The 26,373-nt window shown below is 64.7% G+C and carries 23 protein-coding genes; 6 read left to right on the forward strand and 17 right to left on the reverse strand.

All coding sequences use genetic code 11. From position 1 onward, the window contains the following. Positions 1-129: 129 nt before the first annotated feature. Together FJ940_RS18840 and FJ940_RS18845 are read left to right on the forward strand one after the other, a co-directional pair. Positions 130-573, forward strand: a complete 444-nt coding sequence (locus FJ940_RS18840; protein ID WP_140499234.1) for an SRPBCC family protein — start codon at positions 130-132, stop codon at positions 571-573. A gap of 98 nt (positions 574-671) precedes the next feature. Beyond that, entirely contained in the window at positions 672-1,820 is a 1,149-nt protein-coding gene (locus FJ940_RS18845) for an amidohydrolase (RefSeq protein ID WP_140657484.1), read from the forward strand. A 66-nt stretch (positions 1,821-1,886) separates the two neighbouring features. On the opposite strand, the gene FJ940_RS18850 is transcribed toward FJ940_RS18845, so the two are convergent. Further along, on the reverse strand, positions 1,887-2,087 hold the full coding sequence (locus FJ940_RS18850; RefSeq protein WP_140657486.1) for a hypothetical protein: 201 nt from the start codon (positions 2,085-2,087) through the stop codon (positions 1,887-1,889). 370 nt (positions 2,088-2,457) lie between these two features. On the opposite strand from FJ940_RS18850, the gene FJ940_RS18855 reads away from it, so the two are divergent. Continuing rightward, positions 2,458-4,485, forward strand: coding sequence for an amidase (locus FJ940_RS18855; protein WP_140657488.1), 2,028 nt, complete (start codon positions 2,458-2,460; stop codon positions 4,483-4,485). A gap of 67 nt (positions 4,486-4,552) precedes the next feature. Then, the gene (locus FJ940_RS18860) at positions 4,553-4,972 is read left to right on the forward strand and encodes a VOC family protein (RefSeq protein ID WP_140499242.1); all 420 of its coding nucleotides are present in this window, start codon (positions 4,553-4,555) and stop codon (positions 4,970-4,972) included. Between the two features lie 23 nt (positions 4,973-4,995). Here the strand turns inward: FJ940_RS18860 and FJ940_RS18865 are convergent, their stop codons facing one another. Both FJ940_RS18865 and FJ940_RS18870 read right to left on the reverse strand, forming a co-directional pair. After that, positions 4,996-5,643, reverse strand: coding sequence for a ThuA domain-containing protein (locus FJ940_RS18865; RefSeq protein WP_140499244.1), 648 nt, complete (start codon positions 5,641-5,643; stop codon positions 4,996-4,998). 52 nt (positions 5,644-5,695) lie between these two features. Further along, positions 5,696-6,718: an LLM class flavin-dependent oxidoreductase gene (locus tag FJ940_RS18870; RefSeq protein ID WP_140622805.1), complete on the reverse strand. Its 1,023-nt coding sequence runs from the start codon at positions 6,716-6,718 to the stop codon at positions 5,696-5,698. A gap of 122 nt (positions 6,719-6,840) precedes the next feature. Here FJ940_RS18870 and FJ940_RS18875 point away from each other — a divergent pair, with 122 nt between their 5' ends. After that, positions 6,841-7,938 (forward strand): CaiB/BaiF CoA-transferase family protein, encoded by a 1,098-nt coding sequence (locus FJ940_RS18875; protein WP_140521366.1) that lies wholly within the window; start codon positions 6,841-6,843, stop codon positions 7,936-7,938. A 163-nt stretch (positions 7,939-8,101) separates the two neighbouring features. Further along, entirely contained in the window at positions 8,102-9,328 is a 1,227-nt protein-coding gene (locus tag FJ940_RS18880) for an FAD-dependent oxidoreductase (RefSeq protein ID WP_140649285.1), read from the forward strand. Positions 9,329-9,353: 25 nt separating this feature from the next. On the opposite strand, the gene FJ940_RS18885 is transcribed toward FJ940_RS18880, so the two are convergent. The 14 genes from FJ940_RS18885 to ehuA form a co-directional block, all read right to left on the reverse strand. Further along, positions 9,354-9,629: a hypothetical protein gene (locus FJ940_RS18885; RefSeq protein ID WP_140517323.1), complete on the reverse strand. Its 276-nt coding sequence runs from the start codon at positions 9,627-9,629 to the stop codon at positions 9,354-9,356. Positions 9,630-9,794: 165 nt separating this feature from the next. Further along, positions 9,795-11,291, reverse strand: coding sequence for an aldehyde dehydrogenase family protein (locus tag FJ940_RS18890; RefSeq protein ID WP_140657490.1), 1,497 nt, complete (start codon positions 11,289-11,291; stop codon positions 9,795-9,797). A 113-nt stretch (positions 11,292-11,404) separates the two neighbouring features. Further along, positions 11,405-12,667 (reverse strand): D-tagatose-bisphosphate aldolase, class II, non-catalytic subunit, encoded by a 1,263-nt coding sequence (locus FJ940_RS18895; RefSeq protein ID WP_140657492.1) that lies wholly within the window; start codon positions 12,665-12,667, stop codon positions 11,405-11,407. Next, positions 12,664-13,659 (reverse strand): sugar kinase, encoded by a 996-nt coding sequence (locus FJ940_RS18900; protein WP_140499255.1) that lies wholly within the window; start codon positions 13,657-13,659, stop codon positions 12,664-12,666. The genes FJ940_RS18895 and FJ940_RS18900 overlap by 4 nt, the downstream gene beginning before the upstream one ends. 72 nt (positions 13,660-13,731) lie before the next feature. Continuing rightward, positions 13,732-17,541 carry a hydantoinase B/oxoprolinase family protein gene (locus tag FJ940_RS18905; protein ID WP_140657494.1) on the reverse strand — a complete coding sequence of 1,270 codons (3,810 nt, stop codon included), beginning with the start codon at positions 17,539-17,541 and terminating at the stop codon, positions 13,732-13,734. A gap of 263 nt (positions 17,542-17,804) precedes the next feature. After that, a complete protein-coding gene (doeB, locus tag FJ940_RS18910) occupies positions 17,805-18,806 on the reverse strand; it encodes a N(2)-acetyl-L-2,4-diaminobutanoate deacetylase DoeB (protein ID WP_140499259.1) in 1,002 nt (333 codons plus the stop codon). 5 nt (positions 18,807-18,811) lie between these two features. Then, positions 18,812-19,990, reverse strand: coding sequence for an ectoine hydrolase DoeA (gene doeA / locus FJ940_RS18915; RefSeq protein ID WP_140499261.1), 1,179 nt, complete (start codon positions 19,988-19,990; stop codon positions 18,812-18,814). Positions 19,991-20,128: 138 nt separating this feature from the next. Then, positions 20,129-21,121, reverse strand: a complete 993-nt coding sequence (gene eutC, locus FJ940_RS18920) for an ectoine utilization protein EutC (protein ID WP_140657496.1) — start codon at positions 21,119-21,121, stop codon at positions 20,129-20,131. Beyond that, positions 21,121-22,107 carry a hydroxyectoine utilization dehydratase EutB gene (gene eutB / locus FJ940_RS18925; RefSeq protein WP_140521359.1) on the reverse strand — a complete coding sequence of 329 codons (987 nt, stop codon included), beginning with the start codon at positions 22,105-22,107 and terminating at the stop codon, positions 21,121-21,123. Before eutB ends, eutC begins: the two co-directional genes overlap by 1 nt. A 28-nt stretch (positions 22,108-22,135) precedes the next feature. Continuing rightward, entirely contained in the window at positions 22,136-22,912 is a 777-nt protein-coding gene (gene eutA / locus FJ940_RS18930; RefSeq protein WP_140517339.1) for an ectoine utilization protein EutA, read from the reverse strand. Between the two features lie 5 nt (positions 22,913-22,917). Next, positions 22,918-23,577, reverse strand: coding sequence for an ectoine/hydroxyectoine ABC transporter permease subunit EhuD (ehuD, locus tag FJ940_RS18935; protein ID WP_140565560.1), 660 nt, complete (start codon positions 23,575-23,577; stop codon positions 22,918-22,920). Between the two features lie 16 nt (positions 23,578-23,593). After that, positions 23,594-24,253 carry an ectoine/hydroxyectoine ABC transporter permease subunit EhuC gene (gene ehuC, locus FJ940_RS18940; protein WP_140517343.1) on the reverse strand — a complete coding sequence of 220 codons (660 nt, stop codon included), beginning with the start codon at positions 24,251-24,253 and terminating at the stop codon, positions 23,594-23,596. Positions 24,254-24,459: 206 nt separating this feature from the next. Then, positions 24,460-25,311 (reverse strand): ectoine/hydroxyectoine ABC transporter substrate-binding protein EhuB, encoded by an 852-nt coding sequence (gene ehuB, locus FJ940_RS18945; RefSeq protein ID WP_140521356.1) that lies wholly within the window; start codon positions 25,309-25,311, stop codon positions 24,460-24,462. 93 nt (positions 25,312-25,404) lie between these two features. Next, positions 25,405-26,196 (reverse strand): ectoine/hydroxyectoine ABC transporter ATP-binding protein EhuA, encoded by a 792-nt coding sequence (ehuA, locus tag FJ940_RS18950; protein ID WP_140657498.1) that lies wholly within the window; start codon positions 26,194-26,196, stop codon positions 25,405-25,407. Positions 26,197-26,373 lie beyond the last annotated feature (177 nt).

A 26,373-nucleotide genomic window follows, 5' to 3' on the forward strand; every position in this document is an offset into this window, starting at 1 on the left:
GCTGAACTGGCGTAAGCCAGTCGCGTAGGCCGCGGCCGAGGCTCTGAAAAAATTCCGGGAGCCGGTGTCGGACTGGCCGGGCCCCGCTCGTCCTTGGGGCATCGAACAGGCATTATGAAAGGATATGATATGCCCGGCACCGTACGTTTGCACCGTGTTCTCACCACCAGCCCGGAAAAAGTCTATCGCGCCTTCGTCGAGGCCGACGCGCTGGCGAAGTGGCTGCCGCCGAACGGCTTCACCTGCACGGTTCATCACTTCGAGGGCAAGGTGGGCGGCACGTTCAAGATGTCGTTCCGCAACTTCACCACCGGCGACAGCCATGCCTTCGGCGGCGAGTATCTCGAACTCGTTCCCGGTGAGCGCCTGCGCTACACCGACAGGTTCGACGACCCCAATCTGCCGGGCGAGATCCAGGTGACCGTAACCCTGAAAAAAGTATCTGTCGGCACCGAGATCGACATCACCCAGGCCGGCATTCCCGACGTCATCCCGGTCGAGGCCTGCTATCTCGGCTGGCAGGAGTCGCTGCGGAACCTGGCAAAGCTCGTCGAGCCCGAGATAAATCAATAGGCCAGGAGGTGGCGGTTTCAGCCATTTGCCGCTAGCTATCCTTCCGACGCGCCCGGTCGATCAGGCGCGTCGTGAGCGATACAGCGGAGGCCAAAATCATGACTCTCACCAACCGGGACATCGTCGAGCTGACCGAGTGGCGGCGCAAGTTGCACCAGCAGCCGGAAATCTCGAACGAGGAGGAAAAGACGGCAAAAGCCGTCGTCGACTTCCTCGCCGATACCAATCCCGACAAGGTGCTGACCGGACTGGGCGGCCATGGTGTCGCGGCCGTCTACGACAGCGGCAAAAACGGACCAACCGTCCTGTTTCGTTCGGAACTCGACGCGCTGCCCATCGAAGAACTGTCCGGCGTGCCGCATGCCTCGCGTGTGCCGGGCAAGTCGCATATGTGCGGCCATGACGGACACACCGCGATCCTGGCGGCGCTCGGACGCCAGCTCGGGCGCGAGCGGCCTGCAAGCGGTCGCGTCGTGCTGATGTTCCAGCCGGCGGAAGAAACCGGCAATGGCGCCGCCGGTGTCGTCGCCGACCCCCGTTTCGGCGAGATCGCGCCCGATTTCGCCTTTTCGCTACACAATCTGCCCGGCGTGCCGTTCGGCGAGGTGCGGCTCAAGCCCGGCGTGGTCAACTGTGCCTCGCGCGGCATGCGCATCGTGCTGGAGGGCAAGACCGCGCATTCCTCCATGCCCGAGACCGGAATTTCGCCGATGCCGGCGATCAGCGCGTTGATGCCTGCCCTGCCCGCGCTCGGGCACGGAACGTTCGCCGACGACGATTTCGGCATGGTCACCGTGACCCACGCCGAGATGGGCGAAGCCGTGTTCGGCATCGCGCCCGCCCACGCCGAGGTCTGGGCGACGCTGCGCACCAGGCGCGACGAGCGCATGGCGGATCTGTGCGCCGCCGCGGAAGCGCTGGTCACGAAGATCGCCGGCCAGCATCGCCTGTCCGCAAGCTGGGACTACCACGAGATCTTCGTCGCCAGCGTCAACGCGCCGGACGCGGTGGAGCATCTCCAACGCGCCCTCGACGAAGAGGGCGTCGCACACACGCAAGAGGCCCTGCCGATGCGCGCCTCGGAGGATTTCGGCCTGTTCGGCCACAGCGCGACGTCGGCGATGTTCTTCCTCGGGGCCGGCGAGCGCCACCCTGCCCTGCACAATCCCGACTATGATTTCCCCGACGATTTGATCCCGATCGGCTCAAGGATCTTCATGCGCACGGCGCGCAATTTGCTGGGGTGAGGCAGGCCGGATGGCCGATCGGGGCGAGCCGGCACGCCACGCCCGGGCTGTGGCGGAACGGCTTCGCTAAACGTCGAGAACAACCGTCATTCCACGGACCTCGGCCATCTCGAGCAGCAGGTCCCGCAGGCGGTCCTCGGTCATCGTCTCGCCGGTTCTCTCCAGCAGTTCGTCAATGCTTTCCTTCATCGAAATGGCGGCAACCCCGGTTTTTTCGGAGAGCAGCCGCCCAATGGCAGCGCGGATCAGGGCATTCTGGTCAGGCATGATCCCCCTTTCATGCTGGGGCGGCATGAGTTTTCTTCAATGCATGCTTCTGCCGCAACTTTTGCGAGCTTCAGCTTAAGCTTGCAAGTCGTTTTGAGGGACTGATATTCACTATTTGGCGAATAGTTGCCCACGGACGACACCAGAGGCGCAACTCCTCGTTGCCGGATCCGGACCTCGCCGCTCCAGAAGGCACCTGACGCGCCGTCTCTATTAGAGGTTGCATCGGTCAGCCGCTTTTTGCCAACCGGGATATGCAATCGCGGCACCGCGCCCGACCCGCCAGGACCACCGTCAATCGCGATTGGCCCTTGCCGAAGCCGGCGGCCTCGCTCATCCATGCCTGGAAACGACCGCCAGGGGCTAGAAGATGACCGATGCCAGCTTTCACATCGTCGAAGCGACGATCGAACAGTTGCGGAGCGCCCTTGAGGAGGGCCTTGTCACCAGCGTCGAACTTGTCGGTGCTTATCTCAGGCGCATCGCGCATTTCGACCGGCACGGCATCAGCCTCAATGCGGTGCCGGTTCTCAATCCTGATATGTTCGAGGAAGCCGCGGCTTCGGACCGGCGCCGCAGTCAGGACAAGACGCTCGGCCCGCTCGATGGCATTCCCTACACCGCCAAGGACAGCTACAAGGTGTCTGGCTTGACTGTTGCCGCCGGCTCTCCGGCCTTCGAGCATCTCATCGCCAACGAGGACGCCTTCACCGTCGCCCGGCTGCGCGCCGGCGGCGCGGTGCTGATCGGCCTCACCAACATGCCGCCCATGGCCAATGGCGGCATGCAGCGCGGCGTCTATGGCCGCGCCGAAAGCCCCTATAATGCCGATTACCTGACCGCCGCCTTCGCGTCCGGCTCCTCGAACGGCTCTGGCACCGCTACGGCGGCGAGCTTCTGCGCCTTTGGGCTTGGGGAGGAGACCTGGTCGTCAGGCCGTGCGCCGGCCACCAACAACGCGCTGGTCGCCTACACGCCGTCGCGCGGTGTCATTTCGGTGCGCGGCAACTGGCCCCTGGTGCCGACCATGGATGTCGTCGTGCCGCACACGCGCAGCGTGCCCGACATGCTCGAATTGCTGGATGTGATCGTCGCCGACGATCCCGAGACGCGGGGCGATTTCTGGCGCGCGCAGCCCTGGATCGCGCTGCCGAAGAGTTCCGAAATCCGACCGCCGCGCTATACCGATCTGGTGCTAGCGGGGTCGCTGCAAGGCATGCGGCTTGGCGTGCCCAAAATGTATATCGGCCGCGACAGCGGCGCCGACCGGCCGATCGAAACCCGCGCCTCCGTGCTTGATCTCTGGGAGCAAGCGGCGGCGGACCTGAGACGGCTTGGAGCCGAGGTGATGGAGGTCGATTTTCCTGTCGTCTCCAACTACGAGCGCGATCGCCCCGGCGCGCGCACCATGGTCGACCGCGCTCTGGTGCCGCCGGACTTCGCCGATCGCGAGATCTGGGACCTCTGCATCTCAGCCTGGGATGATTTTTTGCGCGCGAACGATGATCTGAACATTCCCGATCTCGTTTCGGTCGACGGCCCGAAAATCTTTCCGCAGCCACCGGGCACGCTGCCCGACCGTTATGAAGGCGGTTTCGACTTGGCACAGTATGTCGAGCGCGCGAAATCAGGCGTCACGCCGTTCCGGGCCATTCCGACGATGGAGGACGGGCTGAAAGGGCTGGAAGCGACGCGGCGGCTCGATTTCGAGGACTGGCTGGACGCGAACAGGCTTGATGCCGTCGTGCTGCCTGCCGTCGCCGATGTCGGGCCCGCCGATGCCGACATCACTGAGGCCTCCGCGGCGCTTGCCTGGCGCAACGGCACCTGGGTCGCCAACGGCAATCTGGTGTGGCGGCATTTCGGCATCCCGACCGTTACCGTGCCGATGGGCACCATGGCCGACATCGGCATGCCGGTCGGCCTGACCTTCGCCGGCAAGGCCTATGACGATGAAAGGCTGTTGCGCATGGCCGGCGACTTCGAACGCTCCACGCAGCGCCGCACCCAGCCGCCGCGCACGCCGGAACTGGCAGACGATGTGTTTTCGCGCCGGCCCACTCAAGCCGGCAATGGCGAGGCGCCCGCGCTCGCAATCAAGCTTGCGGCCGAGACGCGCGACAGCGGCGATCAGGACGAGATCGTCATCACGCTCGACCTCCCCGTCGACGCAACCGAGACGGAGCACGCCAGCATCAAGGTGCACGTCAACGGAGATGCCGTCGCGATGCGCCGAGCCGGCGCGCGTCTGACCGGCCGGGCGTTTGTCCCGGCCGCGGAGCATCAACGGATCCACAGCGTCTGGCGCGGCCCCTACGGCTCGATCGTCACGGCAGTGATGCGGCTGCGGGATGGACGCAGCGCGGGCGCCTATGTGGTCACCGGCGGGATTGAATGACGATGAGCCCACGCGGGCCAATTTCGCGCCGGGCTATATGAACCTGCGAAATTATGAGGAGCCAGCCATGATCAAGGTCAAACAACTCGCCCATGTCTGCATCTTCGCCAATGATCTGGACGAGACACGGCGCTTCTACGAGGATGTCCTGGGCATTGATATCCAGTTCAATTTCCTGCGCGACGGAAAGATTTTCGGTTTCTACCTTAATTGCGGCGGCCGCAGCCATATCGAGGTTTTTCACAAAGAGGGTGCGCGGTTCAGCGAGACGAATCAGATCAACCATTTCTGCCTGGAGGTGGAGGATATCGACGCCGCGATCACGCATATCGCGTCCAGGGGCGTGGAGGTCACCGCGAAAAAACTCGCCTGCGACGACACCTATCAGGCCTGGCTGCGCGACCCCGACGGCGTGAAGATCGAACTGTTCGAATACACCGGCAAGAGCGCGCAATTCACAGGCGGCGATCGCGTCGCCGATTGGTAGGCTGTCGCGGTTTCAGTGGGCAGCTACCCCCGCGCGGCCCAGAGCAAACCACGCTCGACGATGACAGCCATTTCCGGCATCGCGAACTCATCCGCCGTGTGTCCGAGCGAACTGTAGAAGACCTTGCCTGCGCCATATCTTCGCTTCCAGACAACCGGCATGTCGACGCCGCCGATGCCCGGGAAATGCTCGTCGGTGAAGGTGGTCGTCGCCAGCACCTCGTTGCTCGGGTCGACATGCATGTAGTACTGCTCCGACCGGTAGGCGAAGTCGCTAATGCCTCTCGTGATCGGATCGTCCGGTTTGGTGATGACCACGCGATAGTCGATGATGTCGCCGGGATGCGCGACCCATTGGCCGCCGGTCATGAACTGATAGTCCGGCTCGTTGCGGAAACTGTCGCCCATCGTGCCGTGGAAACCGCCGAGTCCCGTTCCCTGTCGAACCGCGCGCGTCAGATTCTGCAGCTCGGACTTTTCGATCTTCGACATGGTGATGACGGGCACGATGAGATCGAATGAGTTCAGCTCCGGATCGGCAAACATCCCCGTGCCCTCGCCGAGCGTGACCGTGTATCCATTGCGCTCCAGCATGTCGCGCACCACAGTGGCGCTGCGCTGGGGCGTATGGCCTTCCCACCCACCCCAGGCAATCAAGGCCTTCTTTGCCATGCAGTGAACCTCCTGAACTGTCCGCAGCAGCGATGGTTACACGGCTCGGCTGTCAGCGCCAACCCAGCGCCGGCGCGACATGGGTCAGGATCGCCTCGATGGCATGGGCGTTGTAGTCGACGCCGAGTTGGTTGGGCACGGTGAGCAGCAGCGTGTCGGCCTCGGCGATCGCCTCGTCCTCGGCCAACTCCTTGATCAGCACGTCCGGCTCGGCGGCATAGCTGCGCCCGAAGATCGCCCGCGTGTTTTCCTCGATGAAGCCGATCTGGTCGCGGCCCTCATTGCCGCGCCCGAAATAGGCGCGGTCCCGGTCGTCGACCAGCGCGAAAATGCTGCGGCTGACCGAGACGCGCGGTTCGCGTTCATGGCCGGCCGCCTTCCAGGCCTCGCGATAGATCCGGATCTGCTCGGCCTGCTGGATATGGAAGGGCTTGCCGCTTTCGTCGAATTTGAGGGTCGAGCTCTGCAAATTCATGCCCAGCTTCGCCGCCCACTCCGAAGTGGCGTTGGTGGCGGCACCCCACCAGATGCGCTCGCGCAGGCCTTCAGAATGCGGCTCCAGGCGCAGCAAGCCGGGCGGGTTGGGAAACATCGGCCGCGGATTGGGCTGGGCGAAGCCCTCGCCGCGCAGCGTGTCGAGGAAGACCTCGGCGTGATGCCGCGCCATGTCGGCGTCGCTTTTGCCTTCCTGCGGCGCGTAGCCGAAATAGCGCCAGCCATCGATGACCTGTTCGGGCGAGCCCCGGCTGATGCCGAGCTGCAGGCGCCCGCCTGCGATGATGTCGGCGGCACCTGCGTCCTCCGCCATGTAGAGCGGATTCTCGTAGCGCATGTCGATGACCGCCGTGCCGATCTCGATGTGGCTGGTCTTGGCGCCGACCGCCGCCAGCAGCGGAAATGGCGAGGCGAGCTGTCGGGCAAAATGGTGGACGCGGAAATACGCGCCGTCAGCGCCGAGTTGCTCGGCCGCGACGGCGAGATCAATGGATTGCAACAGCGCGTCCGACGCCGAGCGCACCTGCGATTGCGACGAGGGCGTCCAGTGCCCGAATGACAGGAAACCGATTTTTTTCATGGCCCTGACGTATATACCGGCGACACGTGCTTCAATGCCAAAAGAGCAGGGTTACACACCGTCGCCCCTGCGTGACACCAAAAGTGTGCCTTACCGAAAGTTTGAATGCCGTGGAGGGTGGGATGCTCAGGGGAATCCGCATCGTCGAGATCGAGGCGTTGGGGCCGGCGCCCTTTGCCGGCATGCTGCTCGCCGATCTCGGCGCCGACGTGATCGTCGTCCACCGCAAGCATGCATCCGTGCCGGGCCTTCCCGAGCGCTCGCTGCTCGATCGCGGCAAGCGCTCTATCGCGCTCGACCTCAGGGATGCCGAGGACGTTGCCGTGCTGATGCGCCTGATCGCCACCGCCGACGGCCTGATCGAGGGCTTCCGGCCGGGCGTGATGGAGCGTCTCGGGCTTGGTCCAGATGTGTGTCTGGCCGCCAACCCTCGCCTGGCCTATGGCCGCATGACCGGCTGGGGGCAGGAAGGCCCGCTCGCCCGCACCGCCGGCCACGACATGAACTATACCGGCGTGTCGGGCGCACTCTGGTATGCTTCCCTGCCGGGCGAGCCGCCAATGGCGCCGCCGACGCTGGTCGGCGACATAGGCGGCGGCGCGCTCTATCTGGTGATCGGCATGCTGGCCGCCATCATGAACGCCCGCGCCGGTGGTGAAGGCACGGTCGTCGACGCGGCGATCGTCGACGGCTCGGCCCATATGATGAACCTGTTGATGTCGCTCGCACCATCCGGCGGGCTTGCCGCCGAGCGTGGCCGGAGCCTTCTGGACGGACCGCATTGGTGCCGCGTCTACCGCACGTCTGATGGCGGCTTCATCAGCGTCCAGTGCGTCGAGCCGAAATTCTATGCGCTGTTCCTCGACAGGCTTGGTCTGGGCGGCGATCCGCAGTTCGCCGCTCAGTTCGACCGCGGCCTCTGGCCTGAGCTCGGCAGCCGGCTGGAAGCGATCTTTGCCGAAAAATCCCGAGACGAGTGGATGAAATTGTTCGAAGGAACGGATGCCTGCGTCGGGCCTGTGCTCAGCCCGCATGAGGCGGCGCTGCATCCGCACATGGCCGCACGCGGCTCCTGGTTGGTCGAGAATGGCGCCCTCCAAGCTGCCTCCGCCCCCCGTTTTTCCAAACGGACGGCAAAGGCACCGGCGAAAAGTCCGGCACGCGACGAACATGGTGCGGAGATTCGTGCCGAACTTGCGGATCCAGCCGCAAGTCGTTGAATAGGCTACCCGCCTTTGCTGAGGAAATCGCCGACTGGCCTGCGCCCGGCTCGGACCGAAGACGATATCGTGGCGGCACTTGCGGCAGTCGTGGGCGGCATACTTGAAAAGCATCCCGTATACGAGTATACGAGATGCTTTCATTGGGAGGAGGCTGCGCTCCATGTCCTTCAACTCGACTCGCGTCCAGACACCAATGGATGCCGTGGTCATCGGCGGCGGCATCGCCGGCTGCACGCTCGCCTATGAACTGGCCCGCCACGGTCTCAAGACGACGATCCTCGAGCAGAGCATGATCGCCGCCGAGTCCTCAGGACGAAACACCGGCACCTTGCTCACCGGCCCGCAGAAAAAGGTCGTCGAACTGCTGGACGCCAGCGTCGCGATCTATGCCGAGCTTGCCGACGGACCCGTTCCCTTCGAATTCGCCGCCATCGCACATCTGCTGATTTCCGAAGACGAGGCGAGTTTCGAGGCGGCTGCCGCCGTGGCCGACCGCTACAGGGAAGCCGGCGTGGCAATGGAAAAGATCACGGGCAAGGAACTGGCGCGCGACCACCCTCGTGTCGGCTTCAACGTGGCAGGCGCCTATTCCGTCGGCCGTGCATGGACGCTGGAACCCATGGGCGCGACACATGCCTTCGCCCACGCCGCCCGTGAGGCCGGCGCGACGATCCGCACCGGCCTGCGCGTCGCCCAGATCTTCTCCAGGGGCGGCAAGGTCCAGGGTATCTTGACCGACCAGGGGATCGTTCCCGCCGATCTCATCTTCATCGCCAACGGATTGTGGATGTCGGACCTTCTGCGCCGCACCGTCGGCGACGGACCGCTGCCCGGCCTGCCCTTCACCGCCGGCCGCGGCTGGTTGATCCAGTTGGGAAAACTCGACTTCGAGCTGCCCTGGATCGTCGAGGAATTGACCTGGCCGGATCAGGAAGAGCTCGGCCGGCGCATGAGGCTCGACGGCCTTGCCGATGTCGCCGCGCAGCGCGACGACCAGCCGGCGGTGGAAGCCATCTGCCTCAACCCCATGGGCGGCGGCGATGCCAGGCTTGGCGCCTCCGTCCAGCCGGCCTTCCGCGATCTCGTCCGCAACACCGACATGGCGAGCCGGATCGCCAGCCGCACGCTGCGCATGCTGCCGGGCCTCGGCGCGCCGCAGGTCAGGAACGTCTATCCCGGCAACCGCCCGATGCTGTCCGATGGCTTGCCGGTCGCTGGCAGGACGGCCGTCGAGGGCCTGTTCGTGCATGGCGGCATGGGTTCCATCGGCATGCATGCCGCCCCCGCCACCGCGCGCTGGCTGGTTGACGCCGTGTTTTCCGGCAATGGCAGCCCAGCCCAGACATGGCTGCGGCCGGACCGCTTTCCCGGATGGGAAGCGTCATGAGCCTGCTTGCGGAGCGGTCGGCCCGCTATTTTCCGCAATGGTGATCGTTGATCTTGTTCAGCGCATTCGCATCCGGCCCCACCCGGTGGTAGGAACAGGCGCCGGCGGCCGTCGTGACAAGCTGCCGGTCATAGTAGCGCGGGCCGCCGAACAGTATGTCAATAATATCGCCGTCAGCGGGAACATAGCGTTCGGGTTCGCCCTGGTGGTGGCGGTGCCTGGCCCCGGCGGACGCCGAAGAGACGATGCCGCAGCCCATCACAAGGGCGAGAGCGCAGATCGCGAAGCGTTTCGTCGTCATCGACAACACCTTCCTGGCCAACCGGATTTCATCTTATATCCAAAAATCGCCGGATAAAGAAAAGTTCCTGAGAACGGGCGCCGGTTGATTTGCAGCCGGCGTGCATGAGCGGCAGCGTGAGAACCGGCGGCGCAGGCCGGCTCGCCTGACAAACCGACAAAAGCCTTAGTCGGTCTGGATCCACACCGACTTGGTCTCCAGATATTCGTGCAGATGTTCGATGCCGCCCTCGCGGCCATACCCGGACATTTTCATGCCGCCGAACGGCACGGCGGGGTCGATGGCGTGGTACATGTTGACCCAGACGGAACCCGCCTTGACCCGGCGGGCAAGCTTGTGCGCCGTGCCGAGATGGGTGGTGAAGATGCCGGCGGCCAGCCCATAGGGCGTCGCATTGGCGCGGGCGACGGCTTCGTCAAGCGTATCGAAGGGCATTGCCGAGATAACCGGCCCGAAGATCTCTTCGCGCGCGATGGTCATTTGGTCGGACACTGCGCCGAAGACGGTCGGCGCGATGAAGTTGCCGCCGTCATAGAGGCCGCCGGTCAGCCGCGATCCGCCGGCGACCAGTTCCGCGCCCTCCTCGCTGCCGGCCTTGATGTAGCCCTCAACCTTGCCGGCCTGCCGCGCATTGATGAGCGGCCCCATTTCGGTTTCGGCTTCGATGCCGTGGCCGATGCGCAGCCTGCCGGCGAAGTCAGCGAGCCGGCGCACGAACTCGTCATGGATTTCGCGCGCCACGAACAGCCGCGAACCGGCGATGCAGACCTGGCCCGAATGCACGAAGACAGCCATCGCCGCGATCGGAACGGCCTTGTCGATATCGGCGTCGCGGCACACGATGAGCGGCGACTTGCCGCCGAGTTCTAATGAAACGCGCTTTAGATTGGCAACACCCGCCCGGGCGATCGCCTGGCCGGTGAGCGTCGAGCCGGTGAAGACGATCTTGTTGACGTCGGGATGTTCGGCAAGCCGCGCGCCGGCTTCGGCCCCGGTTCCGGTGACGATGTTGACAACGCCGTCGGGAACGCCCGCTTCCTGCATCAGCCGCGCGATCAAAAGCGGCGTCAGCGATGCATCCTCGGAAGGTTTCAGCACGATCGTGCAGCCAGTAGCCAGCGCCGGCGCGATCTTCCAGATCGACGCGGCGGTCGGCGCGTTCCAGGGAATGATGGCGCCGACCACGCCCACCGGCTCGCGCCGGGTGAAGGTGACGATCTCGCCCGGGATCGAATTGTCGATTGATTCGCCATGCAGCGCGGTCGCCATCCCGGCATAGAAGCGCAGCATGCCGATGACCCGGCGCCGGTTGGCGAGCGTGCGCGTGATCGGCAGCCCCATGTCGAGGGTGTCGGAGACGCAGAGCTCTTCCCAGTTCTTCTCGAAGAGATCGGCGATCCTGAGCAGCACGCACTGCCGTTCGTAAGGCGAAAATCCGGACCACGGACCTTCGAAAGCGGTGCGCGCAGCCGCCACCGCCGCGTCGATGTCGGCGGCGCCTCCGCGCGGCACCGTCGCCAGCACCTGCCCCGTCGCCGGGTTGAGCGCCTGCATTTCCTGTCCGGACCGCGCCGCGACCCATTTGCCGCCGATGAACATCGGCCGGAATTCGCCATGGTAGAGCGTCGCGGCCTTCGCCCTCGGGTCGAAGTTCAGCGTCATCTTCTCCTCCTCGCCATTCCGTCGCGACTATTACTCCGGTGCAGGCTCACCTCAAGCAAGGAAGCCGACAAGTCGTCGAAATGACCGAACTGCGTCCCCTGGCTATCGGCCGCTCAACCGCTGGAGGCGAAGCGGTAGCCCTCCAGCGCCTGCTGAACCGCGGCCACCAACACCGCCTCCGGATCGAGCGGCTGCCCGGCAAAGCGGTCGAGCGCGGGCAGATGCTGATGGAACAGCGTCACCGGCACGGCCTTGCCGGACAAAGCGGCCATCAATCGCTGGACAGCTTCCATCGCCTCCTGATGGTTCCAGTAGTAACGTATGCGGTCCGACAGCGAATAGTGCCGCTGCACGCGCTGTTGCGCCGCAGAGCCGTGGTAGTGGCTGTGCCAGTCCTTGGCATCGGCCGTCATCAGCGTTTCCATGGTCTGATAAAGCGGGCGCGCGCCGTAGTCGGGCAACAGATCGGAGGCGATCAGGTCCAGCCCGTAGAGCGCTTCGCGCAGGACGAAGGTCAGCTGCGGCCCCACCTTGAGGATGGCAAAGCCGTCCTCGACCAGTTCGCGCAGGGCCGCTTGCGTCTGATAGTCGGTGGAATGGGCCTCGTAGACCAGGCCCGCTTCCTGTTCGAGCAATTCGCGCAGATGCAGCGCCTTGGCGCGATCGTAGAAGACCACGTTCTCGTTGCCGAACTCCACGCCCGGCTGCACCACCACGGCGATGACCCGCGAGAAGGCGTCTGCGAGGCCGTTCTCGTGGAATATCTGCCGATGCACCGCCAGTGTGTGCTGGACCGCGGACAGGCTTGTGGGGCTGATTTCGCCGATGAGATGATCCGCTCCGCCCGGCGGCGGAACCTCGGTGCCGATCACGTAGAGTGGCCGGTCGGTCCCGCTGGCGGCGTCCTCGGCCTTGCGCGCCAGGCGGGCGGCGCGCCTGGCAATCGTAGCGTCATCCAGCGCCGCCGGCTCGCCCGCACATCCCATGGAGGCATCGAGATGGATCTTGCGGAAACCGGCCCGGACATAGGCGGACACCATGTCCTCGGCCTTCGCCATCGCCGCGCCGGCATCTTCCTTTCGCCATGGATTGGGACCGAGATGATCCCCGCCGAAGATGACCCGCTCGGGGGCAAGGCCTTCGGAGCCTGCAATAGCGGTCACCGCCGCGACGAAGTCAGCGGGCTGCATGCCGGTATAGCCGCCGAACTGGTTGACCTGGTTGCAGGTCGCCTCGATCAGCAGCGGCCGCGAGAACAGCGCGGCGTCGCGCACTGCGGCCCGGATCACGACCGGATGGGACGAGCAGACGGAGGTGATGCCTTCCGCCGCGCCCCGCCGCCGGGAATTTGCAAGTTTCAGCAATGGATCGGTCACGGGCGTCGCCTCGGCGTGTTGGCAATGAACAGATCGAGTTCGGCGCGCGTACCGGCTCCTTCCATCGGGCCTTGCCGCGTGACGTTGCGCGCGCCTGCCGCATTCGCGTAATCGAGCGCGGTCACGGCAGGCATGCCGAGCCTGCGGCAGGCGATGTAGGCACCGCCAAAACAGTCGCCCGCGCCGGTCGGATCGATCTCCTCGACCAGGAAGCCGGGCGACTCGACGCGGCTGCCGTCGGCGCCGAACAGGGACGCGCCCAACGCGCCGCGCTTGACGACGACCTCGCCGGCGCCGCGGGCAAACAGCGAGGCGAGCGCGTCGGCTTCATTGTCGTTGCCCGAAGCGGTGTGGAGTTCCTCACCCGACGGCAGGATCAGATCCGCAATGTCGAGAAGCCGCGCGAAGCGCTCGCGCGTCTGGCCATGGCCGAGCAGTTCCTTGCGAAGATTGGGATCGAGCGAGATGCTTCCGCCACGCGCCTTGACCACATCGATGGCATGGTCGAGCACCTGCCAAATGGCGGGAATGCTGAGTGCGGTGCCCATGACGTGCAGGTGGCCTGAACGCGCCAGCAGCGCCCTGGCCTCAGGGGTCAAGCCGACCAGCGCCGCGGCCGATTTGCCGATATTGTAGACGAAGTCGCGCGAACCGTCCTCGCGGTAGCGCACGAAGGCGCTGCCCGTCGGATAGTCGGGGCTGACGGCGATGGCCGTGACATCCGCACCGTCCCGGCGCAGGCGCTCGACATTGATCCTGCCGAAATCATCGTCGCCGACGCAGGCGATGATGCCGGCCCGCCCGCCAAGCCTGGCGCATTGGTCGATGAAGATCGCCGGCGCCCCGCTCGGATAAGGTCCGGTCAGCTCGATGGGCTCGAGAAAGCCATTGCCACGGCTTGTGGCCATGATCTCCACCAGGATCTCGCCGACGGTGACGGTCGGCCCGAGTCCATCGGGCGCCAGTGTCTTCAATGGGGATTTGCTTGGCATGGCGAAGGCCCCGTGTGAAAGGCAAGGGAAATGCGGATTCCAAAAAACGGATAGAGCGGTTCCGCGATTCTATCAAACGTTGGACGGCCCTGGCTCCGGCCTTCCGAACGCCCCGGGCGTCGGCGTCGTCACGATGACGGCGTCGCCGGCCTGAAGCACCGTCTGGTCGCAGGCTTTCAGCACCTCGACCGTGCCGTCCTTGCGGCGCACCTTGGTCGAGCCGGCCTCGCCATCGCCACCGCCGTCCAGCCCTTGCGGCGGCCGGTTGCGATGCGAGGACAGGATGGCGCATTCCATCTTCTCCAGGAAGCGGATGGTGCGCTTCGTGCCGTCGCCGGCATTCCACCTGCCCTTGCCGCCGGAGCCCTCGCGGATGTGGAAATCCTCCAGCATCACCGGAAACCGCAGCTCCAGTATTTCGGGGTCGGTAAGGCGCGAATTGGTCATATGGGTGTGAACGCCCGACGTGCCGGCAAAGCCGCGGCCGGAATTCATCTGGCCGGCGGGCGAACCGGAACAGATCGTTTCGTAATACTGGTACTTGCTGTTGCCGAAGGTCAAATTGTTCATGCTGCCTTGCGCATTGGCCATGGCGCCCATGGCGCCGAACAGGGCGTTGGTGACGTGCTGCGAGGTCTCGACATTGCCCGCGACGACGGCGGCGGGATAAGCGGGTTTCAGCATCGAGCCATCCGGGATGATGATGTTGATGGGCCTCAGGCAACCGGCATTCATCGGGATCATGTCCTCGACCATGACGCGGAAGGCATAGAGCACCGCGGCCCGGGCGACAGGCTCTGGCGCGTTGAAATTGTTCTTCATCATCGGCGACGTGCCGGTGAAGTCGACCGTCGCCTCACGCTTTTGCCGGTCGACCGATATCTTCACCTTGATCACCTGGCCGGTGTCGGTGGGATATTCATAGGCCGATGTATCCGGCAGCCGCTCGATCACGCGCCGCACGCTTTCGGCCGCATTGTCCTGCACATGGCCCATATAGGCTTCGACGACGTCGAGCCCGAAATGCGCCACCATCTTGCGCAGCTCCGCCACGCCTTTTTCGTTGGCGGCGAGCTGCGCCTTGAGATCGGCGATATTCTGGTGCGGATTGCGGGCCGGATAGCGGTGATCGGTGAGCAGCGTCTGCAGCTCGGTCTCGCGGAATTTTCCGCGATCGACGATCCGGAAATTGTCGAACAGCACGCCTTCCTCGTCGACCGTGGTGGCAAGTGGCGTCATCGAGCCCGGCGCGGTGCCGCCGATGTCTGCGTGGTGGCCGCGCGAGGCCACCCAGAAGAGGATCTTGGGCGATTGGCCAATCTCCCCTCTTGTCGGGGAAATCGGCTGCTCTTGCTCGAAAACCGGCGTCACCACCGTGATATCGGGCAGATGCGTGCCGCCATTATAGGGAGCATTGAGCGCAAAGACGTCGCCGGGATGAATGTCGCCGGAGTTCAGCCGGATGATGGTCTCGACCGAGCGGTCCATCGAGCCCAGATGCACCGGCATATGCGGCGCGTTGGCGACCAGCGCGCCGTTCCGGTCGAAAACGGCGCAGGAGAAATCCAGCCTTTCCTTGATGTTGACGGAATAGGCGGTGTTCTGCAGCGTCACGCCCATCTGCTCGGCTATCGACATGAACAAATTGTTGAACACTTCCAGCATCACCGGATCGGCCTCGGTGCCAAGTGCCGCCTGCCGGCGTTTCTTGCTGGTGCGCCGCATCAGCACATGATTCCTGGCTGTGATCTCGGCCTGCCAGCCCGGCTCGACGACGATCGTCTGGTTGGGCTCGATGATCAGTGCGGGGCCGGCGACCCGATCGGACGGCCGCAACGCCTCGCGCCGACAGACGTCGGCTTGGTGCCATTTTCCTTCCGTATAGATCCGTCGGACCTCCTCGGCCCTGGCTTTTGATGGCTGCCCCGCCTGCGCATAGGCTTCGGTATTCTGCTCGCCGCCCGCCTCCGTCCCCTCGACGCTCACAGCTTCGACGATCATCGGCTTGTCCTCATAGACGAAACCGAATTGCGCCTTGTGGGCAGCCTCGAAATCGGCCCTCGCCCGCAACATCGAGCCATGGTCGAAATGCACCGGAAGTGCGGTGTCGGTGCCGTCATAGCGGATCTGCAGCGCCGGTCTGGCGGCCACCGCGTCCTCGGCGATGCCTTGCGCGGCGAGTTCCGCGACGACGGCGGTTTGCAAGGCCGCGATCAGGCCTTCGATCGCCGGCCTGGATTCTTCCGCGAGCGGTGCAAGCAAGGCCTGCTGGCGTGAGGCAAAGACCGAAGACAGGCCGATGCCGTAGGCCGACAGCAAGCCGGAAAACGGATGGATCAGCACCGCCTCCATGCCGAGTGCGTCGGCGACCAGGCAGGCGTGCTGGCCGCCTGCGCCGCCAAAACAGTTCAGGAGATATTCGGTGACATCGTAGCCGCGCTGCACCGAGATCTTTTTGATGGCGTTCGCCATGTTTTCGACCGCGATGGTGACGAAACCTTCGGCGACCGCTTCGGCCGAGCGGCCGTCGCCGATTTCGGCGGCGAGCGCGGTGAATTTCTGGCGAACGGTGTCCACATCGAGCGGCTCGTTCTGGCCGGGGCCGAAGATGGTCGGGAAAAAATCCGGCTGCAGCTTGCCGAGCATGACGTTGGCGTCGGTGACGGCGAGCGGGCCGCCGCGCCTGTAGGCGGCGGGGCCTGGATTGGCGCCGGCGGAGTCCGGGCCGGTGCGAAAGCGGCCTGCTTCGTAGTGCAGGACCGAGCCGCCGCCGGCCGCCACGGTGTGGATGCGCATCATCGGCGCGCGCACGCGCACGCCTGCGACCTCGGTATCGAAGGCGCGCTCATATTCGCCGTCATAATGGGCGACATCGGTGGAGGTGCCCCCCATGTCGAAACCGATCACCTTTTCGAAGCCGGCGATCTTTGCCGTCTCGACCATGCCGACGACCCCGCCGGCCGGGCCAGACAGCAGCGCATCCTTGCCCTGGAACAGGTCCGCGGCGGTCAGCCCGCCAGAAGACATCATGAACATCAGGCGGGGATTTTCCCTTCCCCTCGAGGGGAGGGTGGCGGCGAAGCCGCCGGGTCGGGTCGGATCGACGGGGTTCGACGTCTTGGTGGTGCCTTCTGCGGCGATCCCCTCTGCCGGCTTCGCTGACATCTCTCCCTCGAGGGGGGAGAGAACGCCGAGTTCCTGGCCTACCCTTTGCACATATCTCGACAGGATCGGAGACAGATAGGCGTCGACCACGGTGGTGTCCCCGCGGCCGACCAGCTTGATCAGCGGCGACACCTCGTGGCTGACCGAAACCTGGCCGAAACCGAGCTTGCGGCAGACCTTTGCGACGGCCTTTTCGTGATCGGGATATTTCCAGGCGTGCATGAAGACAATGGCGACCGCATCAATGCCGTCCGCCTTTGCCTGTTCGATCGCCGGGCGACAGGCAGCGATGTCGAGCAGCCGTTCGACGCAGCCGTCGGCAAGCACGCGCTCGTTGACCTCGATGACGCGCTCGTAGAGCTGTTCGGGGAGGACGATCTCCTTGGCGAAGATGTCGGGCCGCGCCTGATAGGCGATCCTCAGCGCATCGCGAAATCCCTTGGTGATGAGCAAAAGCACGCGGTCGCCCTTGCGCTCCAGCAGCGCATTGGTGGCGACCGTTGTGCCCATCTTTACGTCGCCTATCAGCCCGGCGGGTATAGGCTCGCCGGGGCGCAGGCCGAGAAGGTCGCGAATGCCCTGGATGGCCGCGTCGGCATAGGCCTCGGGATTTTCGGACAGAAGCTTGCGCGGATGCAGGCCGCCCTCGGGATCACGGCCGATGACATCGGTGAACGTGCCGCCGCGGTCGATCCAGAAATCCCATTTTTGTTGCATTCCGACACCCTCTTTATCGCGAGTATGGCAGCAAAGTCATACTCTTTGATACCCGAGTTCGCGCCGGAACAAGTCGTCGCGCCGGCGCCTCTTCGATGACGGTGGCTTTGGATGTCTGAGGCGATGGCAAGGCACGTGCCGCCGCGACGCGCCGGCCGGAGCCGTGAGCGCGGCCGGGCTGGCTCGCCGGCCGCTATCTGGATCCAGGGTGGAAGAATGCGAGATAGGTCCAATCCTGCCCGCCGTGCAGGCCGACCCTTCCGTTAGTCGACCAATGCGGCAACCACCGAGACGCAGTCCCCGGCCTTGACCAGGCCGGGGAAATGCCGCGCCGCCAACATGCCCGACATTTTTGCCCGGATCTCCTGGGGGGCGATGCCGGTTCGGCCGGTGGAATGGATGCGCGCCAGCACCGCGCCCTTCTCGACAGGCTCGCCGAGATCGACCATCGTCTCGACCATGCCGTCTTCCTCCGCGAAGGCAAAGCAATCGCCGGACGGCATGTCGAGCCATTGGGTTGGCGTCTTTTCGACCGCACCGGCAACGATGCCGGCATGCCTCAGCACGTTGAGCATGCCGCGCCGGGCGATCCGCACCGTCTCGGCTCTCGACGTGCCTCCACCGCCGAGCTCGGTGGTGACGAACACCTTGCCCATGTCCTCGGCGGCGGTATCGTACATGCCGACGGCATCGATTTCGATCATGCGCATCGAGAACGGCGCCGCGAAGGCTTCGACCGCCGCGAAGGCCCTCTGCTCCAGGGCCTTGTTCGGCAGCGTATGGGCGGCGCAGAACGGCACGAAGTCCAGCGTCTTGCCGCCGGAATGGAAGTCGAACACGATATCCGCGCGGGGAAGCAGCTCCCGCTGGAAATAATCGGCGATCTTTTCCGTCACCGTACCGTCTGGCCGGCCTGGAAAGCTGCGGTTCATGTTGCCCTTGTCGATCGGCGAGGTGCGCGTGCCGGCGCGGAAGGCCGGATAGTTCATCGCCGGCACGATGATAACCGTGCCGCTGACTTGGGCGGGATCGAGCGTGCGCGCCAGATCATAGAGCGCCAGCGGCCCTTCATATTCGTCGCCATGATTGCCGCCGGTCAGCAGGGCCGTCGGCCCCTTGCCGTTGCGCAGGACGCAGATCGGGATCATCACCGAGCCCCACGCCGAATCGTCGCGGCTGTAGGGCAGGCGCAGGAAACCGTGCTGTGCGCCGTCGCGATCGAAATCGACCGAGGGCGAGACCGGCGACGGACGAAGGTCGGACATCGGTTTCAATTCTTCACCACCAGCTTGCGCGGCACATTGGCCAGGCACTCGACGCCCGTCTCGGTGATCAGGATGGATTCGGTGATTTCCAGCCCCATCGTCTCCAGCCACAGGCCGGTCATGAAATGGAAGGTCATGCCGGGCTTCAGCTCGGTGCGATCTCCGGGGCGCAGGCTCATCGTGCGTTCGCCCCAGTCCGGCGGATAGGAAAGGCCGATCGGGTAGCCGGTGCGGTTGTCCTTGACGATGCCATATTTCTTCAACACCGCGAAGAAGGCGTTGGCGATGTCTTCGCACGTGTTGCCGGGCTTGGCTGCCGCGAGCCCCGCGTCCATGCCTTCGAGCGTCGCCTTCTCCGCATCGAGGAATTCCTGTGTTGGCTTGCCGAGGAACACTGTTCGCGACAGCGGGCAATGATACCTGTTGTAGCACCCGGCGATTTCGAAGAACGTGCCCTCGCCCGACTTCATCGGCTTGTCGTCCCAGGTCAGGTGCGGCGCCGAGGCGTCGGCGCCCGACGGCAGCAGCGGCACGATCGCTGGATAGTCGCCGCCGATGCCGTCGACGCCACGCGTGCCGGCATCATAGATCTCGGCGACGAGATCGCATTTGCGCATGCCGACCTCTATCTTGTCGACGATGCGCTGGTGCATCGCCTCGACGATGCGGGCGGCCTTGCGCATATAGTCGATCTCGGTCGGGCTCTTCACAGCGCGCTGCCAGTTGACCAGCGCGGTGGCGTCGACGAAACGGGCATTGGGCAGGTGCTTCTGCAAAGAGGCGAAGGCGGCGGCCGAGAACCAGTAATTGTCCATCTCGACGCCGACGGTCAGCTTGCCCCAGCCGCGATCGGCAAGCACGCTCGACAGGAAATCCATCGGATGGCGCTCGGTCGACTGCACATAGTGATCGGCATAGCCGACGATGTTGTCATGCGCGAGATAGGCGGTGCGCTTGGCGCCGTTGGCGTCCTGACCGCGGCCATACCAGACCGGCTCGCCCGACGGCGGCACGATGACGGCCTGATGCACGTAGAAGGACCAGCCGTCATAGCCGGTGAGCCAGGCCATGTTGGAGGGGTCGCTGACAATAAGCAGATCGACGCCTTTCGCCGCCATGGCTTTCCGCGTTTTGGCGAGGCGATCCGCATACTCGCTTCGCGAGAATTTCAAATTCGGTTGCATTTTGTTGGTCCTCGTTTGTTGGGCCCTGGAACCCGCTTCAACTTCCGTTGAATCTGGCTCCAGGTAATTTTTTGTTTGAGCATGATCTCCTCGGAAAACCGGTTCCCACTTTTCCGGATCATGCTCTTGCGGCCAGCATCAACTTTCAAAAATGGTTCCGGCTTTCGCGACCCGGGCCCGGTCACGGGCTAGCGTGGCGATCGCGGTGTCCTGCACGCCGGTGCCGGTCAGGTCGGCGATGGTGATGTCGTCCGCCGCACGCCGGCCATGCCGTTCGCCGGCGATGATCTGACCGAGTTCGGCCACCTCCGTGTCCGCCGCCATCACGCCGGCGGAGATGGCATGGTGCAATTCACCGAGCCGGCGCGTCTCCCTTGCGCTGTCGGCGACATAGAGATCGGCCATGCGCAGGATTGCCGGTGCGATCTCGTTCTTGTGCTCGGCGTCCGAGCCCATGGCGGTGATGTGCTGGCCGGCCGAGACGAAGCCGGCCTTGATCAATGGTTCTGTCGAGGGCGTGGTGGTGAGGATGATGTCGGCGCCGGCGACCGCCTTGGCCGCATCCGGTTCTGCGCGCACCACGATGCCCAGTTTTTCGCTCAAGGCGCCGGCCGCGGCTTGCGCCTTGGCCGCGTCGCGCGCCCAGATGCGGGCTTCTTCGATCGGCCGCACCAGGCGCAGCGCCTCAAGCTGCAATCCGGCCTGCACGCCGGCGCCGAAGATGGCGGCAATGGATGAGTCCGGCCGCGACAGGTGTTTTGCGGCGACCGCCCCGGCGGCTGCGGTGCGGACGTCGGTGAGATAGCCATTGTCGAGCAGCAACGCCTCGACCAGACCGGTTTTTGCCGACAGCAGCACCATCATGCCGTTGACGCTGGGCAGGCCGAGCTTGGGATTGTCGAAGAAGCCGGGGCTGATCTTGATGGCGAAGCCATCGATGCCAGGCACATAGGCGGTCTTCACGTCGACCTCGCCGCGATGCTCGGGGATGTCGAGCCGCAGGATCGGCGGCATCGCCACCGGCAGGGTAGCGAGCGCCCGGAAGGCGTTTTCGACGCAAGCGACGGCGTCGAGATCGAGAGCTACGATCTCGCGTAGTTCTTTCTCGGTAAGGATGGTCATCCGGTTCATCAGGCGCGCTCCGCAACTACTTCGCCGCAAACGATCTTTCTGTGCAGGCTCATATCGATATTACGACCGGAAAGCAGAACGACCACCGGTCCGTTTGGCTTCACCTTGCCGGCAAGCAGCGCAGCGATACCGACCGCGCCGGCGCCCTCGACGATCTCGCGCTCCTGTTCATAGGCATGGCGGATGCCGGCGGCGATCTCGTCTTCGGAAAGCAGCACGACGTCGTCGAGCAGGTCTCGGCACATGGAAAAGGTCAGCCGGTTGTCGAGGCCAATGCCGCCGCCGAGCGAATCCGCCAGCGTCGGCAGCTCCTCCACCTGCACCGGGCGCCCCGCATCGAGGCTGGCTTTCATCGCCGCGCCGCGCGCCATCGAGATGCCGACGACCTTTGTGCTCGGCCTGACGCCCTTGACCGCTGCGGCAATCCCGGAGGCCAACCCGCCGCCGGAGAGCTGCACCAGCACCAGAGCGGCGTCAGGAACCTGCTCCATGATCTCCAGCCCGAGCGTGCCCTGCCCGGCGATGATGTCGGGATGGTCGAAGGGTGGCAGCATCACGAGACCCTCTTGCGCCACCAGCCGCTCGACCTCCTGCTGCGCGTCGTCCTGGCTGTCGCCGACAATGCGGATTTCCGCGCCGAGGCAGCGGATGGCATCGAGCTTGTTCCGAGGCACCAGCCGCGACATGCAGACAACCGCGCGCATGCCTTCGAGCCTGGCGGCATGGGCGAGTGCGCGGCCGTGATTGCCGGTCGAAGCCGCGACAACACCGCGTGCCCGCTGCTCGGCATTGAGCGAAGCAATGGCGTTCGAGGCGCCACGCAGCTTAAAGCTGCCCGTGATCTGGCGGTGCTCCAGCTTGAGGTGAACGGGAAGGCCGAGCCGCTCCGACAGGCTCTCGGATGGCACGACCGGTGTCGGCTCGACCTTGCTGGTGATGCGTTGGCGCGCGGCGCGGATGTCTGAAAGGGCGACGGCGTGCGTCATGGGTCGCTCGTGCATGCAGGACATGACCTTACTGTCCAAGCGGCAAGGTCGTCAGCCGCCCGAACTCCGGACGCGGCACATCATCGCCACACAGTCGCAGGCAATTCCACGCGCTCGCCTGGTTGCTGGTGACGACCGGGCGGCCGATAGCCTGTTCCATCGCGGCAACCGCCAGCGCCGAGCGCAGCGCCGTGCAGGACACGAACAACGCCTCGGCCTGCGGGTCAGTCGCCTCGCGCGCCAGATCGACGAGGGCTGCCGGCGCAATGCGCGCCATCTCGCGGTCATCCTCGAAGCCGAGACAGGTGAAGCTGGCGATCTCGAAGCCGCGTTCGGCGAAATAGGCCGCCATCGGCCGGCTCGTCTCGACGGTGTAGGGGGTGAGAATACTGATCCTCTTCGCGCCCAGAGCCCTCAGTCCGCGCACGCCCGCCATCGGCGGCGTGACCACGGGCACGCCAGGCTTGGCCGCCTGGATCGCCGCCTCGATCTCGGCATCGCCGATCACCACGGAGGCCGACGTGCAGGAGTAGCAGATGGCGTCGAGCGGTTCGTCCGGCAGGATCAGCGCCGCGCCAGCCGTCAGTTCGGGCTGCATCTTGCGCAGATTCTGAGGCGTGGTCGGATTCTTATAGGGGATGCGGGCGACATAGATGCCGATCCTCTCACTCGCCACCATGCGACGGAAGTCCGGCTCGCTGGTGTGGTCGGTGGCCAGGATGATCAGGCCGACGCGCTTTTCCAACGGGCGCACCTCGAGTGCGGGCCTTGTCGGCATCAGCCTGATTTCGGGAAGCGGCTTCATGGGAACTACCTTTCGATCTTGCCGTAGCGATGTTCCAGCCAGCGCAGCAGCATAACCGAGAAAAGGCTGATGATCAGGAAGAAGGCGCCGACCAGCGTCATCGGCTCGACATAGCGGTAATAGGTGTTGGCGACGCTCTTGGCCTGGTTCATCAGCTCCAGCACGGTGATCGCCGACAGCAGCGGCGTCTCCTTGAACATGGCGATGAAATAATTGGCCAGCGCCGGGATCATCGGCGGGATTGCCTGCGGTATGACGATGTGGGTCCAGGTCTGGCGAGCGCTGAGATTGCAGGCTTTGGCCGCCTCCCACTGGCCGCGCGGCACGTTCTCGATGCCGGCGCGATAGACCTCCGCCGTATAGGTGCCGTAGTGCAGCCCAAGCCCGATGACGCCGGCCACCAGCGGCGGCAGCAGGATGCCGAAATCGGGCAGCACGTAGAAAATGAAGTAGAGCTGCACCAGCAGCGGCGTGCCGCGGATGAATTCGGCCGCCCAGCCGACCGTGCGCGACATGATCTTGTTCGGCGAGCGGCGGGCCAGTGCGATGCCCAGCCCGACGATTGCCGCCAGCACCGAGCCGAGCACCGTCGCCAGGATGGTGATCTTCACCCCCTCGATCAGCGTCGGCAGGATCTGCCGGACGAAATCCCAGTCCCAATCCATTACAGGGCCCAATCCATCAGACGCGCACTCCGTCGAGGCCGCGCGCCATGCGCCGCTCCAGCGACCGCACGCCCCAGGAGATGACGAGCGCGAGCGCGAAATAGATCACCAGGATGGTGGTGAACGGCATCAGCGTGCTGCCGGTCTGCGAGCGCACCACCTGCGCCTGGAAGGTGAGATCGGCGAGCGAAATCAGCGAGACGACGGATGTCGCCTTGAGCAGTTCGATGGCGTTGTTGCCGAAGGTCGGCAGCATCACCAGAAGCGCCTGCGGCAGGATGACATGGCGCATGCCTTGCCAGCGGCCGAGATTGAGAGCCGTGCAGGCCTCGTATTGCTCGGCGCCGACCGACTGGATGGCGCCGCGTACCACTTCCGCCGCATAGGCGCCGACATTGAGGCCCAGCGCCAGCACGCCGGCTTGCAGCGGAGTGAGCTCGACGCCCGCCAGGGGCAACACGAAATAGGCCCAGAACAGCTGTACGAAAATCGATGTGCCGCGGAAGAACTCGATATAGGCGGTGGCGAGCGCCCGCAACGCGAAGAAGCGCGACAGCCGCCCCATGCCGGCCAGGAAGGCCATGATGAGGGCCAGCACCGACCCCATCAGCGTCAGCTCGATGGTGACAAGCGCTCCCTGCAATATCAGGCCGAGATAGCCGGACCACTGGGTCATGTATCAGAGGCTTCCAACGTTTGGTTTTAACAACTTCCCCCTCTCACGGGGAGAAGATGCAGGTTCACCCTCTTAGCTGCAGCGCAGCTGCCGCGAAGGACGGGCAGGCGGATGAGAGGCGGCTCCAAGCTCGCAGAAACGCGCGCTGCCCCTCATCCGGCCCTTCGGGCCACCTTCTCTCCGTGGACGGGGAGAAGGAAAAGGGCTTATTTCGCCGCGCAGAGCTTGTCGCGCGTCGTCGACATCGCCGCCGCCGCCGAGAAGCCGTAGGGCTCGATGATCTTGGCGAACTCGCCCGACTTCTTCATCTTGGCGAGCTCGACGTCGAAGGCGTCGCGCAGCGCCTCGTCACCCTTCTTGAACGCGGCGCCGTCGCAATAGACGGGCGCGCCCTGCACGGGTGCTATGACTTCGAGGCTCGGGTCATTGGCCTTCTTCATCAAATCGTTGATCGACAGGACGGGGAGCGAATAGGCGTCGATGCGGCCGTCCTGCACCATCTTCAGCCCGCTCTGGCCGTCGGGCACGACGATGACGCGGTCACGCGGCACGCCGGCGTTGAGCGCGAGCTTCTCCTCGGTGCCGCCGCCGGGCGCGCCGATGGTGGCGGAGGTGTCCTTGGCGACATCCTCGTAGCTCTTGAAGCCCTTCGGATTGCCTTTCTTCACCAGCATCGCCTCGGCGTCGCACAGCACCGGCTCGGAATAGGCAACCGCCGCACAACGCTCCGGCTTCATGAACAGGCCGGCGGTGACGACATCGAAACGGCCGGCCTGCAGGCCGGGGATCATGGCACCATATTCCGAGATCGACGCGGCAACGTCGGCGACGCCCAGCCGCTTGAAGATTTCCCGTGCCACGTCGGGCGCGGCGCCCGAAACCTTGCCGTCGGCGGCGACCGCCGTGTAGGGCGGCTCGTTGGCGATGGCGAGGCGGGCGAAGCCTTGCGCCTTCAGCTGCTCAAGCTTGCTGTCGTCGGCCGATCCGACGTTCGAGGCCGCGAGCACCGCGGTCAGCGCAAGACCGGCGACGCCGGCCAGAATGCCAAGTTTTTTCATTGTTCCCAACTCCATGTTTGTGTTCTTGGTTGCAGTCATTTCAGGACGGCAATGCCGCCCTTGCGGACGGTGTCGCCGCCTCTGGCATGGCGGTCAGACGCGATGTCCGGCCGCGATGATCTTCTTCAGGAAACCTTGCGTGCGCTCCTGTTTGGGATGGCGGAAAATCTCATCGGGTTTGCCCTCCTCGACGATGCGGCCGCGGTCGAAGAACAGCACCCGGTCGGCGAAGTCGTGGGCAAAGCCCATTTCATGGGTGACGAGCAGCATCGTCATGTCGGTTTCGGCCGCGAGCTTGCGCATCACGTTGAGCACCTCCTCGACCAGTTCGGGATCGAGCGCCGAGGTGACCTCGTCGAACAGCATGATCCGGGGCGACAGCGCCAGCGCGCGGGCAATCGCGACGCGCTGCTTCTGGCCGCCCGAAAGCTGTGCCGGCATGGCCTTGGCCTTGTCGGCCATGCCGACCATGTCGAGCAATTCCATCGCCCGCTTCTCGGCGGCAGCGCGCGGCGTGCCCTTGGTCAGCATCGGCGCCAGCGTGACATTGTCGATGACGCATTTGTGCGGGAACAGATTAAACAGCTGGAAGACCATGCCGATCTTCTGGCGCATCCTGGCCAGATGCCGCTCGTCGGCGGCCAGCAGCTGGCCGTTTCGCTCCATGTGATAGAGATGCTCGCCGTCGATCTGGATGTGGCCGCCATCGATGCGCTCCAGCGTCATCAGGATGCGCAGGATCGTCGTCTTGCCCGAGCCGGACGGGCCGATCAGCGCCAGCTTCTCGCCGGGCATGACCTGCATGGACAGGCCGTCCAGCACCTTGAAAGTGCCGAAGCTTTTCGAAATGCCATCGACCTTGATGATAGGCGCGGATGGGGACAAACGAATTTCCCGTGCTGGAGAAGCCTATGCCCTTAACGATGCGGAACCCGCCAAATCATGTCAATTGGGAAAATAATATCATGACAATTATTCTGATCCCGCACAATTCTTGGGCATTCAGTGCCTAGCAATGTGCCGAGATCGAAATCAAGTCGACCCGAAAATGACAGCACCGGG

It is taken from the genome of Mesorhizobium sp. B2-3-7 (assembly GCF_006442695.1).
Lineage (GTDB): Bacteria > Pseudomonadota > Alphaproteobacteria > Rhizobiales > Rhizobiaceae > Mesorhizobium.